Genomic DNA, 14145 nt, shown 5'->3' on the forward strand with positions numbered 1-14145 from the left:
AAATAAAGACGAAAGAACTTGTACAATTCTGGATCTCTTATGTAATATTTATAGGTTTTCTATGAGGTGTCTTTTTGGCTCTTTTGAACTTTTAAAGCATGTTGGCGTTAGACCTGTTATTTTTTTAAATTGTTTACTTAAGTGGGAAGAACTGCTATAGTTAAGTTGAAAAGCAATTTCATTTAAAGTTAACTCATCATAAACAAGCAACTCTTTGACTCTTTCAATTTTTTGAAGGATGTAATAGTGCTCAATAGTTGTGTTTTCTTGTTGCGAAAAAACACTGCTTATATAACTGTAATCTTGACCAATAACGGCAACTATATAATTTGATAAATTCGTCTGGAATTGATTGTCTTTAAAATAAACTAAATCAATGATCAAATTTTTTACTTTCTCGACCATTCGGCTTTTTTTATCATCAAGGATTTCAAAACCTAAGGTTATTAATTTCGCATTGAGTTGCTGCTCCTCTTCTTTGTCTAAAGTTTCGGAAATAACTGCGATTCCCAATTCGACTGAAATGGGATGGAGTCCAAACTTTACAAGTTCAGACTCCACGACCATAATGCATCGGCTGCAGACCATGTTTTTAATATACAGCTTCATTATTATTTAATAGTCTCTACAACTTCTCCACATTTTAGCATTTTAGTTCCATAATACGGATTTTTTACTGCATTCTCCTTACTTAACCAGTTAGCTCCTTTTCCGTCATTTGCCATAGGGCAAAACTGGTAATAAACAGGAGTTTGAAACTTAGCTACTTTAACCAAATCATACATTTTTTTAGACAAAGACACAAAAAGCAGTCTTTGTGCTTTTACATCTTGAGTTGCTGCAATACCCTTGGCATCAGCCATAACATTTTTCATTACTTTCATCCAAACTTTATGAACTTCTTTTGAAAGTTCACCCATCTTTACTTCGCTCAAAGAAGTGACTAACAATTTTGCTTTAGCAGCAACTGTTACGCCATCAGTCTTCACCAATTCATCTTTAAGTAGAAAATAATTCTCAAAAACACCATTTAATTTAGCATCCAGCATATCAGTTTTGAATGAAGAGACAGAGCTGCTTCTTGTTTGCTTAGGCATTTTGACTTTATCAGTTGAAGATTTTAAGTTTGTTGCATTTACATTTGAAATGAAAAATAAAACCATAATTGCAATCACAGATTTTTTTATAGTACTCATTGTGTTCTTTATTTAAAATTATATTTGAGTATAAATTTAATGATTTTAAAGTATCAAAGTGGCAGAATTTTATTCTTTTTAGTTTTGATAAAAGTCAAACTCCATTTTTTAGTATCAAAAAAAAAACAAACTAAAAAGAGAAACTGGAATACCCTATTTTAAAAAAAAAGCTCAGTATCGTAAGACACCAAGCTTTCCTATAAAGAAAATGAGCAAATTATTACTTTCCTTCTCCTAGAATCCCATTCATAACAGACTGCAAAACGGACAATACAATACTAAATAACAAGGCCGTAAAAAAGGTGTCTACTTTAAAACCACCTACAATATTGGTACATAATATAATAATAAGTGCATTGATGATTAGCAAAAACAATCCTAAAGTAAGAATCGTAACTGGCAAAGTAAAAAGCACTAAAATTGGCTTGATAAAAATATTAAGCAATCCCAATACTATTGCCACAATTAATGCGGTAGAAAAACCAGCGACATGAACCCCGGGCATAAAATTTGAAATAAGCAAGACTAAAGCTGCTGTAACTATTATTTTAATCAGTAAATTCATTTTTTGTGTTTTTTAAGTTTTAATAAATATAGTAATAATTAAAGTAGGTTTTACTATTGTAAAAAAGCAGTTACTTTTTGATAAAATTCTGCTGGATTTTCTGCATGCAACCAATGTCCAACATTTGGAATAGTTTCTATACTTGAATCAGGAAAATGCTTTTTGATATTTTCAAAATCGCGATCTAATATATATTTCGAATTTCCACCACGAATAAATAATGTGGGTTTGCTAAAAACGAGATCCTCTGGAAGCGCAACCCCAATTTCATCCATTTTATGATTAAAAACAGCTAAATTGAATCGGAAAGCCAATTGACCTGGCTCTACCCAATATAAATTTTTCATTAAGAATTGGCGTGTTCCAAAATCAGGAATAAAGTTTTTCATAATCTCTTCCACATCCGAGCGACTTGGTTTTATAGAGAAATCAACAGCATTTAATCCTGCCAAAATATCCTGATGATGCTGTGGATAAAACTTGGGTCCAATATCAGCAACAATTAATTTGCTTACTAATTCAGGATGTCTTGTTGCTAAAAGCATCGCTACTTTTCCGCCCATGGAATGCCCAATGATATTAATTTTTTCGAGATTATGAAGTTGACAATAGTCGAAAACATCTTCAACCATGATTTCATAACTAAACTCTTCCGACTGTAAACTGCGACCGTGGTTGCGTAAATCTAATGCATGGACTTCGAAATTTACAGCGAACTGTGTGGCTAAGGTTTTCCAATTATCAGACATTCCTAGAAATCCATGAAGGATTAATAGTGGCTGACCAGAACCTTCTATTTTTGAATAAAGCGATGACATAATTAAAGTTGTTATTCATTAGCAAAGTGTAAAGTTATAAAACAAATTCCACATATAAAAAATCACTAAAAATGGGTATTGTGAGTAGATTACAATGCGGTACATTTGCCCTGTATTTGAGGTTTTCTTGTAACTGAAATTATTTCACACGAACAAGCTGACAATCAGATATTAACTTTAATAAAATAAAAAAAATGATTAAAAAATTATTATTACTTTCAGTAATTGTATCACAACTTGCAGTTTCTTGTACAAACAATGACGAAACAGAAATTACAACTGACGCAACTTTACAAGAGCAAATTGCAGATATCGTTAAGCAACCGTACTCTAAGTTAACTCCTGCGGAGCAAAAAATTAAACTAGAAGTTGAAGCCAATGAAATGCTAAATCAACTAGAAAAATCTAAAACTTCTGGTGCAATTGAAGCCATGGAAAACTTAGAAAGATTATTACAAATTGATGCAATTGATGTATTTGGAGGTAAAAACAATAATAAGATAGAGGATATTTTAAACACTGCGGATGTTTACGGAATATACACTTGGAATAATACTAACAAAATCTGGGTTAAGACTACTTCAAAAACAGAACTTCAGTTTATTTTTCCTGCAAAAAAATCGCAAAATGCTAATAATGCTGTTTTTTCTTGTAAAAGTGTAGCGTCTAATGTAAAAATACAAATAGTCGATACATACGGGAATGGGTATTATGACAATGCAACTGGAATATATATTCAAATTCCAGATGTTAAAGATTCTTTCTTTTTACCTACATCAGCTGATGCCGTATTAACGATTGATAAAGTAGAAGCTGCTACTTTTGCACAGACTGCTAAATACTCTACTAAAAATGAAAGTCCAGATGATTTTAGCTATAAAATGACATTAAATGATGGTTATGCTTGGGAAATAAATGCAAAAAAAGCAACTGAAAACACTACAAGAGCTTCCTTTACTTACAATAAAAAGAATCTGATTGAGTTTAATGCTGGTAGTACTGCAAACATTGATGCACTTTTAGATAATGATGAAATTACATCATACAGAGGAAAAGCGAATGGTTTAATCAAAATAATGGAAAATTTTATTATTGTAGCTGATATGGATCTAGCAACAATGACCACTGACGAAGCTGCATTAAATAAAACTTTAATTAAGCCCAATTACAACAGCAGTACTTATTACTCAGAAATAAGCGCATACAATAAAGCTTTGGCAGAAGGAAATGTTAATTTAAGCAATAAAAACATCAAATTAATTTTGGTTTCTAAAAAAGACGGAACAAAAATAGCAGATGTTATCCAACGTTCTGTAAAAGGTTACTCCTTCATTAATTATTCACAATGGGTAACTGACAAAAACAATTCTAATGGTGGGTATTGGTCATGGAATAGCAACAACAGTAACGGCACCTTGGTTCAAGATTATGATCAAGTTTACAACTTAAAATTTGGTGATCAAACAGAAGTAGAAATGAGTGCTTATTTCTCTGCTGGATTTGAGAAATTTGAAGCTAAATTTGAAGATTTCATTAAAGCTTTTGATAGAAAATAAAAGATTTAAAATATTTTAAAAATAGGGCTGTCTCATAAGGACAGCCTTATTTCTTTTTAGTTGTTTTAATTATTATCGTACTCTGACCGTATCCGGACCAAATCCCTATTCCGCCCTTAATGTTAGATTTTAAGCTTGTATTAGAAGGATAGATTGGATTTCGGCTATTGACGATTTCATTTTGCCAACTATTCCAGAAATCTAATGATTCTTTATTTTGAGTTCTTAACTTTACGTGAATCACGTCTCCATCACTAAAGTAAGGAGTGAATTTAGTTTTAGGAAAAAGCAAAACCCCTCTATTTACTTGCTGCGAAACTGAAGTTGTTTGAAAGTTTAAATCATCTAAATTACCATAAAAAGAAGGCACAAAAACAGGCTCTTTACCTTCAATTTTTGTTGCAATTTGATAATAATTCTTTTCGTTTAGTGGGTCATCAAATTTTATAAAAACGTATCCTGTTGTATCTGAACTATTCTTTTTTAAATACTCGGCACTTTTTAGAGTTATACTTTTAGGGATCGTTGTAACCGATTGGATTACACGATTAAGATATTCAATTTTTAAAGTATAATTTTTTCCTGATTCGCCTTTTAAAATAGAGCCAAAATAAATAAATGGAGGTAATCTATTTTTGTCGTTTTTCACCATTAAAACTTCTGTTGAAACGCCATCAGATACTGTGATTTTCGCAGACCGTATTACATGATTTAAAACATTTGTAGAGTCTATCACATCCGTGACCGAAATACTGCTAGATAGTAAAACCTGAGCAAAATCACCTTCTTCAATCCACCCTTCAACTACCACTTTAGACTCCATAGTTTTCTGTGTACTAAAATCATCTTTAATACAACTTGTTAACAGTAAAACAAAAAGTAATAGAATGTATTTTTTCATATGTTAAAATTTAAAACTCCAGCTTATTGAAGGTAATATTCTGTATAAAACCTTCTTTTCTTGCTTAACAACTACACTGTTTTTATCTTTATTAACCTCGACATTCAAAACTACATATATGGGGTTTTCAAGATTGAAAGTGTTATAAATAGAAAAATTTAATGCACTTTCTTTTTTAATTGTTTTCACAAAAAAATAATTTACTGAGAAGTCAGTTCGAATATAACTAGGCATTTGGGCATTATTATATTTTGAATATTCTTTAACCGGATTGTTATTAATAAAATACCATGAAGTAGGAATTGTAAAGCGATTTCCGGAGCTGAAAATTTGAGTAACACCAAAATTCCAGTGAGAATTTAAATCATACATTCCCACCAAAGAAAGATTATGACGTCTGTCATATTTAGCATAATAACTGTTTCCATTATTTAGTGCTTCAAATTTGCGATCGGACCAGCTCAATGTGTAACTAAGCCATCCTGTAAACTTTCCGTTATTTTTTCGGACCATCGTTTCAATTCCGTATGCGGTTCCGTTGCCCACAAGCAAATCATTTTTCAAGGTCGTAATTTCGTTAAATTGCGTTACCCCATATGGATATTCCAGTAAATCTTTCATGGAACGATAAAATCCGCCAAAAGAAGAAACTAAATTTTTAGAAATATTTTGGTTGGAACCAAAAGAAAACTCATTTGAGGATTGTGGTTTTATTCCTTCTGAACTGGCGATCCAAAAATCAGTTGGAATTCCAACGCTTGAAGTAGTGATCATACTTAAATATTGATAATGCTTGTTATATGATCCGTAAAAAGAATAATGATCATTTAAACTATAGTTTAAAATTACACGAGGTTGAAAATGAAGATAAGAATCTTTCTTAGTACCTGCACTGTAATAATTAATGCGAAGTCCAATCTCTGCCTTAAAGTATTTATTTAAAACAGGCTTAAATGTTGTATAAACAGCTAGTTCATTGGCATTAATACTATTGTTTTGTGTGGTATTATTTGCGCTTACTAAATTCTCTAAAGTAATTTTTTGAGGATTCAAATAATGGTAGACATATTGTAAACCAGATTCTACAGGAATATTTTTAATTTGATAACGAAGTGAATTTGTATAACCTAAATCTTTAACGGAAGACGAAACTACAAATTGCATTGTGGCTTGCTCCATGTTTAATTCATTGCTATATTTAGTAAAATACAGCTCATTTAACATACTTATTTCTGGAGATAACGTAGTAAGTAAGGTTGGTGAAACGGTGAAATTATTCCATTTTAATTTTGTTTTTAAAGTAAGATTATCATCTTTTATTTTTAGTTCGTCACCACTAATAAAGGAATTAACACAAAACACATTGTTTTTAGAAATTTGAGTAATAAAAGTCAAATTCCCATCTGAAAATCCATATTTTAAATCTTGAACATCCTTGTTTTTTGAACTTGATTTTAATGCAGGTGCTAAAATCTCATCTATAAATGTTTTCCTGCCAGAAATATAAAGACCCGACTTATCAGTTATTGGGAGACCTAAAGTTACTTGGGATGCTAAGAGCCCTATGTTTCCCTGAATTTCAAATTGCTTTGGTGCTTCTTTAAAGGGAAGTAATACTGTAGTTGCGCTCAATCGGCCACCATATTTTGAATTGGAAGATGACTTATCAAATTCCACTGTTTTAATATGATCCGTATTATAAAAAGGAAAAACGCCTAATAAATGTGACATTCCGTAAATATGTGCTCCGCCATACAATATGGTATTATGTCCGGGATCACCCCCTCTTACATATAAATAACCGTTAGCATCGCCAGAATTTTGCACTCCTGGTGTTAATTGTAGTATTTTAATAATGTCTGTTGTGCCAAGCAAAGAAGGGACTGAAGAGAGCTGTTTTAAATTAAATGATAACCCGCCTCCAGTTAATGCGGTGATGCTAGTTTTTTTTTGGTTTAAAACAACAACTTCCTTTAAAATAGAAATATCAGTGTCTAAATCAATTGCTATCACAGTGTCTCTTGCAAACTCAATTTGAAGTATTCTCTCCACACATCCCACCTCACTGATTACAATTTTGAACTGACAAAAAGGAATTTTGTGAATAAAACGACCTAAACTGTCGGTGATCACGTATGAATTGTGATTATTAGCTTTAAAAGAAATGCGTGCGCCAGTTGCATTTTCGTTTTGGTTAATTGTAACATTTCCGCTGATCGTTCCTTGTTCTTGTGCAAAAAGACAGGTATAGAAAAACAGAAAAACGAGAGTAAATATTTTTAGCACTTTATTTTAATAAGAAAAATGCGAAATTAAACAATTATAACCCAACTATATCAGGTTATAATTGTTTAATTTTTATCTTATTTCATTTTTTGTAAATACATATTTACCACATTTTCTAAACCTAGATATAAAGCTTCTGAAATTAATGCGTGGCCTATAGATACTTCTAGCAAACCAGGAATATTTTGTTTAAAAAACTGAATGTTATCCAAACTTAAATCATGACCAGCATTGATTCCTAAATTTAATTCATTTGCAAAAATAGCCGCTTTGATATACGGATCAATTCCTCTTTCGTTGCCTAAACTATATTGGTGTGCAAAGGCTTCTGTGTATAATTCGATTCTATCGGTTCCGGTTTTTTTAGCGCCTTCGATCATTTCATGAATAGGATCTACAAAAATAGAAGTTCGAATACCGTGACGTTGAAACTCTTGAATCATCTCTGTCAAATAGGCTTGATTTTTTACTGTATCCCAACCTGCCGAAGATGTAATGGCTCCAATAGCATCAGGAACTAAAGTTACTTGCTCTGGTTTGCATTCTAAAACTAAATCTATGAAATTATGTTGTGGATTTCCCTCAATATTAAATTCCGTGTAGACGATCGGTTTCAAGTCACGTGCATCTTGATAACGAATATGACGTTCATCTGGTCGAGGATGAATGGTGATACCTTGCGCTCCAAATTTTTGAATATCGGTCGCTACTTTTAACAAATCGGGCACATTTCCACCGCGAGCATTACGCAAAGTGGCTATTTTATTGATATTTACACTTAACTTTGTCATGAAAACTGATTTTTATTTTGATACTACTATTTAGTAGAAGCAAAAATACAAAGTAAAATCTAGGACTTTTTGCTTATTTTTGATTATTTTGCATCGAATATTGAGGAATGATTTATGACAGAAATTACAGAATACATCACTAATGATTTTAAAGCGATTGACAGTCAAGATACCATATCTACTGTTCAAACGTTTTTTGACGATTTACATTTTTCGCATTTTCCAATTATCGAAGAGGGTATTTACATTGGGAGCATCGCAGCAGAAGATATTGAGACCTTTGATTTTGATAAAAAAGTAACCGATTATCGTTTTACATTAGAAGGTTTTTTTGCAAGAACCACAACAATTTGGCTTGATGTTTTAGAAGTTTTTGCCAAAAATCACACTAATTTAGTTCCCGTTTTGGATGAGAATAATACTTATGTGGGATATTATGAAATAGAAGACATCATGAAATTTTTTCATGAAACTCCTTTTTTGAAAGAACCAGGTGCCATCATCATTGTCAAAAAACCCATATTGGATTATTCTATGAGCCAAATTACTCAAATAGTCGAAAGTAATAATGGTAAGATTCTAGGAGTATTTATTTCCGAAGCAGATGCTTCTAGTGTAGAGGTGACTTTAAAAATAAGTTTAGGAGCAATGAATGAAATCATCCAAACTTTTAGAAGATACGATTATGAAATCATGTCCGACCATCAGGAAGATAATTACATCAACAATTTAAAGGAACGTTCTGAATATTTAGACAAGTACCTTAATATATAACAAAAAAATTAGGAAATGGTTTTCATTAAAAAAGAAATCACTATTTATTGGGTCCTCTTTTTTCAATTAACAACTATTTATCTCACTATCAAATTTAAAAAAAATGAAAGTAGCGATCTACGGTCAATATTATCAAAATAGCACACAACCCATTATAAACGACATCTTTGTTTTTCTCACCAAAAACAATGTAGAGATGATCATAGAAGCAAATTTTCTATCGATGCTTTACGAACGTAAATTAGTAGAGAATAAATATAAAACTTTTACTTCTCACTTAGAATTAGATTCTAGTTTTGATATGTTAATTAGTATTGGCGGAGACGGAACAATTTTAAGAGCTGCTACATTAGTTCGTGATTCTGGAATACCAATCTTAGGAATTAACGCAGGCAGGTTAGGTTTTTTAGCAAGCGTTCAAAAAGAGAATATATCTGAATTCCTTCAATTTGTGTTAGATAAAAAATACACTATTTCTCAAAGAGCACTAATTAGCATAGACTGTTCTACGCCAAATGAGTCTATTGAAGAAATGAATTTTGCGATGAACGAAATCACAGTGAGCAGAAAAGATACTACAGCGATGATAACCATTGACACGTATTTAAATGGAGAATATTTAAATTCCTATTGGGCAGATGGCTTAATTATTTCAACACCTACAGGAACAACTGGCTATAATTTAAGTTGTGGCGGACCTATCTTGACTCCAGATGTAAAAAGTTTAGTAATAACTCCTATAGCACCACACAACTTAACCACTAGACCTCTTGTTGTACCAGATAGTACCGAAATTCGATTAAAAGTTTCAGGTAGGGAGGCCAATTATTTAGTCTCACTAGACTCCAGAGTTACGTCGGTAAAGAATGAGTCGATACTTACTTTAAAGAAAACACCTTTTAATATCAATATGGTAGAAATACCAAGAGAAACTTTTGTACAAACATTACGCAACAAATTACTTTGGGGAGAAGACAAAAGAAATTAATTCATTTTGAAAGAATGCGATACGATTTTATCCTTTTTTAACGTTTAAATAAACAAATACTTATTTTGTATTAAATAACTATGATAAAAAAATAGAGAATTAAACGAATGGGTATTGAAACGAATTGATAATTATTATATTTGCACGCAATTTTTGATTAAATGAACAAGATTTTTTATTTTTTTATTTGTCTTATCCCATTCATGGGTGCTCAAGCTCAAATTCATGAGGTTGGAGTATTCTTAGGAGGTAGTAATTATATTGGAGACGTAGGACCTACAACGTACATCGCTCCAAATAAATTAGCATTTGGTTTACTCTATAAATGGAACAAAAGTCCTAGACATTCCTTTCGAGCTTCCTATATTCAGTCAGAGATTACTTCAAATGACTTAAATTCTAAAGAAAACAGTAGAACTCAAAGAGGATACCGTTTCGATAATGATTTAAAAGAATTTAATTTAGGTTTAGAATTCAACTTTTTTGATTTTAATCTTCACAATTTAGACAGAAAAATAACACCGTATGTTGCCTCTGGAGTCAGTTACTTTTTTAGCAAATACGAAATATCAGATCCTCAAACAGGCGCTAGATCTGGTGGAAGAACAGAGAGAAGAAAATCTATAGCAGTTCCTATGATAGTCGGAGTAAAATCAAATTTATCTCCTCATTTAATTCTTGCTCTTGAAGCCGGAGCACGATATACACTGACAGATAATATAGATGGCAGTTTTAATAACAATTTCGGAAATATAAATAATAATGATTGGTATGTATTTTCAGGAGTTACACTAACGTATACTTTTGGAGAAAAACCCTGTTATTGTGCACAATAAATAAATGAATTTACTACAGGACATTGACCCGTTAAGACTACCAAAACATCTAGCCATAATTATGGACGGTAATGGTCGTTGGGCAAAACAACAAGGACTTTTGCGAGCTTTAGGTCATGAAAGCGGAACAAAATCTGTAAAAGTAATTATAGAAGCTAGTGCTAAACTTGGCATTGAGTTTCTTACTTTATACGCTTTTTCTACTGAAAATTGGAACAGACCAAAATTAGAAGTCGAAACCTTGATGAGAGTATTGATTAATTCTTTGAAAAAGGAATTAACTACTTTGCAAAAAAACAACATAAAGCTTACTGCAATTGGTAATTTAGAGCAATTACCAAAATCGGCACAAAAGGAACTTCTTGATGTAATTGACAAAACAAAAGAAAATACGCAAATGACTCTAACCTTGGCCTTAAGCTACGGATCTAGAGATGAACTTGTCAATGCGGTAAGAAATATATGTAGTAAAGTTAAAAATAATATAATTTCAATAGACAGTATTGACGATTCAATTATTAATGAGCATCTTTACACGCAAAATTTACCAGACGTAGATTTATTAATACGAACAAGTGGAGAACATAGAATAAGTAACTTTTTGTTGTGGCAGATTGCTTACGCAGAATTATATTTTACTGACATATTATGGCCAGACTTTAAAGAACAAGATTTATATGAGGCTATCGTTAGTTATCAAAAAAGAGAACGTAGATTTGGAAAAACAAGTGAACAAATTAAATAATTTTTTAGTGTTAAATAAAAGCATAAAAATAGCCCTTACCGTTTTGATTTTTGGAAGTTTTTCATCAGTGAAAGCCCAAGAAAGAGTTCCTTTTGATCAAGGCAAAAAATACATTTTAGCCGATGTTGCTATAATCGGAGATATCAGTTTCAATTCACAAACTGTCGTTACTTTTTCTGGTTTACAAAAAGGACAAGAACTTACTATTCCAGGTGAAGAAATCAGTACTGCTATCAAAAAACTAGGAAAACTTGGTCTTTTTGATGAAATTACTTTTTATGTAAATAAAATACAAAATGACAGTATCTATCTTGACTTAAACCTTATCGAATTACCAAAATTAAATGAGGTAAAGTTTGTTGGGGTTAAGAAAAACAAAACAGAATCTTTAATCAAAGATAATAGTCTTACTAAAGGTAAAGTGGTCAATGAAAACTTGATAACAACTACTAAAAATTATATTGAAAACAAATATAAAAAGGACGGTTATTACAATACTAAAGTTAATATCAACACAGTAAAAGATACCACTGTTGCCAACCAAGTCAATATGCTTGTTACTATTGACAAAGGAACAAAAGTAAAAATACATGAAATTGACTTTGTAGGAAATACAAAGTTATCTGATAAAGTATTGCGCAAAGCAATGAAGGATACTAAACAAAAAAATCCTATCCGTATCCTAAAAGCATCCAAATTTATAAAAGAAAAATACAAATCTGATTTAGAAAAAGTGGTTGCTGCTTACAAGGAAAAAGGATATAGAGATGCTCGTATCATTTCAGATTCTGTAACTTATAATAAAGCTAAAAAAGCACTAGATATAAAAATTAATGTAGAAGAAGGTAATAAATATTATTTTGGAGATATTAAGTTTTTAGGAAATACTATTTATAGCGATCAAGGTTTGAGTCAAATTTTAGGCGTTAAAAAAGGAGACGTTTATAATGGAGTTTTACTTGAAAAAAGAATAGCCGATAAGACTAAGCCTGACGGAGAAGACATTACCAATTTATACCAAAATAACGGTTATTTATTCTCTAATATCAATGCAGTAGAAGTCAGAACAGCAAACGACACTATTGACTTTGAAATTAGAGTTACAGAAGGACCAATTGCTTATTTTAATAAAATCACCGTAGTAGGTAATGACAAAACTAATGACCGAGTAATTTATCGTGAGTTAAAAACTAAACCAGGCGAAAAATACAGTAAAGATTTATTAGTAAGAACAGTAAGAGAAATAGGTCAGCTTGGATTTTTTGATCCAGAAGCAATAGATCCTAAATTTAAAAATGTAGATTCATCAGCAGGAACTGTTGATATAGAATACAATCTTGTTGAAAAAGGGTCCAGCCAAATCGAACTTCAAGGAGGTTATGGTGGTGGTGGTTTCATCGGAACACTAGGATTATCATTTAATAATTTTTCTGCTAGAAACTTATTAAACAAAGATGCTTACAAACCATTACCAATGGGTGATGGTCAAAAAGTATCATTGCGTTTACAAGCGAGCACGTACTTTCAAACTTATAGTGTTTCCTTTTCGGAGCCATGGTTTGGTGGTAAAAAACCAGTTTCTTTTAGCACATCATTGTCATACAGTAAACAGTTTTTAAATAACTACATTACACAGAGAGCAGATAAATCAAAAAGTTTTGACATCCTGACTTTATCTGTAGGAATTGCAAAAAGATTAACTGTGCCTGATGATTATTTCGTATTGTCTCAAGCTGTAAGTTACCAACACTACTCTTTAAATAATTACAATACTGGATTATTTACTTTTGGAGATGGTACTTCTAGAAACTTAGCTTATACAATAGGATTAACAAGAAGTAGTAAAGGTTTAAATCCTATTTTCCCGACTTATGGTTCTGAGTTTAGTATAACAGCAAAAATGACACCTCCTTATTCGTTATTTAATGGGATCAATTATGCTACTTTAGGAGATCAACAAGAATACAAATTAAAGAACACTGTAGACAGACAAAATATACCTGACACAAACGGTAATATTGTAAATATTGGAGATTATATCGACAGTAATGGAAACAAGGTTGCTGACTATACTCTTGCTGCAGCAGATCCTAGTAAAGTGGATCAAAAGAGATTTAATTGGTTAGAATATTATAAGATAAAATTTAAGGCTGATTGGTATAGTAAAATATACGGGAAACTAGTTCTTAAAACGATGGGTGAATTTGGTTTCCTTGGTGCATACAATCAAGAAAGAGGAGCAGTTCCTTTTGAGCGTTTCTATCTTGGTGGTGATGGATTAGCAAATTATTCAATGGATGGTAGAGAAACTATTCAATTAAGAGGATATCCTAACAATTCATTGACACCTACAAATAATGCAGGAGAGCAAATTGGAGCAACTGTATTTAATAAGTTTTCAATGGAAATGCGTTATCCTATAACCTTAAAATCATCGGCATCAATTTATGCCTTAGCCTTTGCAGAAGCAGGTTCATCATATGCTAGTTTTAAAAGCTACAATCCGTTTGCTTTAAACCGTTCTGCTGGTGTTGGTTTACGTGTCTTTATGCCGGCATTTGGATTATTAGGAATTGATTTTGGATATGGTTTTGATAGCCTTCCTGGAGAAACAAAAGCACATGGATGGGAACCTCACTTTATTATTGGTCAACAATTTTAATAAAAAGTGCTCATGATTTCTAAATAA

At 31.6% G+C, this 14145-nt stretch carries 13 protein-coding genes; 6 read left to right on the forward strand and 7 right to left on the reverse strand.

All coding sequences use genetic code 11. The annotated features are described in order from the left end of the window. Nucleotides 1-48: 48 nt before the first annotated feature. The 4 genes from H2650_RS00765 to H2650_RS00780 form a co-directional block, all read right to left on the reverse strand. On the reverse strand, nucleotides 49-609 hold the full coding sequence (locus H2650_RS00765; protein WP_188048850.1) for an AraC family transcriptional regulator: 561 nt from the start codon (nucleotides 607-609) through the stop codon (nucleotides 49-51). A 2-nt stretch (nucleotides 610-611) separates the two neighbouring features. Next, the gene (locus H2650_RS00770) at nucleotides 612-1196 is read right to left on the reverse strand and encodes a DUF3347 domain-containing protein (protein WP_188048851.1); all 585 of its coding nucleotides are present in this window, start codon (nucleotides 1194-1196) and stop codon (nucleotides 612-614) included. A gap of 220 nt (nucleotides 1197-1416) precedes the next feature. Next, on the reverse strand, nucleotides 1417-1761 hold the full coding sequence (locus H2650_RS00775; RefSeq protein ID WP_188048852.1) for a phage holin family protein: 345 nt from the start codon (nucleotides 1759-1761) through the stop codon (nucleotides 1417-1419). A gap of 53 nt (nucleotides 1762-1814) precedes the next feature. Then, nucleotides 1815-2579: an alpha/beta fold hydrolase gene (locus H2650_RS00780; protein ID WP_188048853.1), complete on the reverse strand. Its 765-nt coding sequence runs from the start codon at nucleotides 2577-2579 to the stop codon at nucleotides 1815-1817. Between the two features lie 194 nt (nucleotides 2580-2773). Here H2650_RS00780 and H2650_RS00785 point away from each other — a divergent pair, with 194 nt between their 5' ends. After that, nucleotides 2774-4135, forward strand: coding sequence for a hypothetical protein (locus tag H2650_RS00785; protein WP_188048854.1), 1362 nt, complete (start codon nucleotides 2774-2776; stop codon nucleotides 4133-4135). Nucleotides 4136-4181: 46 nt separating this feature from the next. Here H2650_RS00785 and H2650_RS00790 read toward each other — a convergent pair whose 3' ends face one another. From H2650_RS00790 to H2650_RS00800, 3 genes are all read right to left on the reverse strand, one after another. Beyond that, on the reverse strand, nucleotides 4182-5036 hold the full coding sequence (locus H2650_RS00790; RefSeq protein WP_188048855.1) for a DUF4249 domain-containing protein: 855 nt from the start codon (nucleotides 5034-5036) through the stop codon (nucleotides 4182-4184). Nucleotides 5037-5039: 3 nt separating this feature from the next. After that, nucleotides 5040-7322: a TonB-dependent receptor domain-containing protein gene (locus tag H2650_RS00795; protein ID WP_188048856.1), complete on the reverse strand. Its 2283-nt coding sequence runs from the start codon at nucleotides 7320-7322 to the stop codon at nucleotides 5040-5042. Nucleotides 7323-7399: 77 nt separating this feature from the next. Continuing rightward, nucleotides 7400-8113, reverse strand: a complete 714-nt coding sequence (locus H2650_RS00800; RefSeq protein ID WP_188048857.1) for a pyridoxine 5'-phosphate synthase — start codon at nucleotides 8111-8113, stop codon at nucleotides 7400-7402. 114 nt (nucleotides 8114-8227) lie between these two features. Here H2650_RS00800 and H2650_RS00805 point away from each other — a divergent pair, with 114 nt between their 5' ends. The 5 genes from H2650_RS00805 to H2650_RS00825 all read left to right on the forward strand — a co-directional run bounded on the left by H2650_RS00805 (nucleotide 8228) and on the right by H2650_RS00825 (nucleotide 14118). Continuing rightward, nucleotides 8228-8887, forward strand: coding sequence for a CBS domain-containing protein (locus H2650_RS00805; RefSeq protein ID WP_188048858.1), 660 nt, complete (start codon nucleotides 8228-8230; stop codon nucleotides 8885-8887). Nucleotides 8888-8990: 103 nt separating this feature from the next. After that, a complete protein-coding gene (locus H2650_RS00810; protein WP_188048859.1) occupies nucleotides 8991-9875 on the forward strand; it encodes an NAD kinase in 885 nt (294 codons plus the stop codon). A gap of 161 nt (nucleotides 9876-10036) precedes the next feature. Then, nucleotides 10037-10711 carry a DUF6089 family protein gene (locus tag H2650_RS00815; RefSeq protein WP_188048860.1) on the forward strand — a complete coding sequence of 225 codons (675 nt, stop codon included), beginning with the start codon at nucleotides 10037-10039 and terminating at the stop codon, nucleotides 10709-10711. A gap of 4 nt (nucleotides 10712-10715) precedes the next feature. Then, complete coding sequence (locus tag H2650_RS00820; protein ID WP_188048861.1) at nucleotides 10716-11456, forward strand: isoprenyl transferase; 741 nt, start codon at nucleotides 10716-10718, stop codon at nucleotides 11454-11456. Continuing rightward, complete coding sequence (locus H2650_RS00825) at nucleotides 11389-14118, forward strand: outer membrane protein assembly factor (protein ID WP_188048862.1); 2730 nt, start codon at nucleotides 11389-11391, stop codon at nucleotides 14116-14118. Before H2650_RS00820 ends, H2650_RS00825 begins: the two co-directional genes overlap by 68 nt. Nucleotides 14119-14145 lie beyond the last annotated feature (27 nt).

Origin of the sequence: Flavobacterium sp. GP15, assembly GCF_014281985.1 — a bacterium.
In the GTDB taxonomy this organism is placed as follows: domain Bacteria; phylum Bacteroidota; class Bacteroidia; order Flavobacteriales; family Flavobacteriaceae; genus Flavobacterium; species Flavobacterium pygoscelis.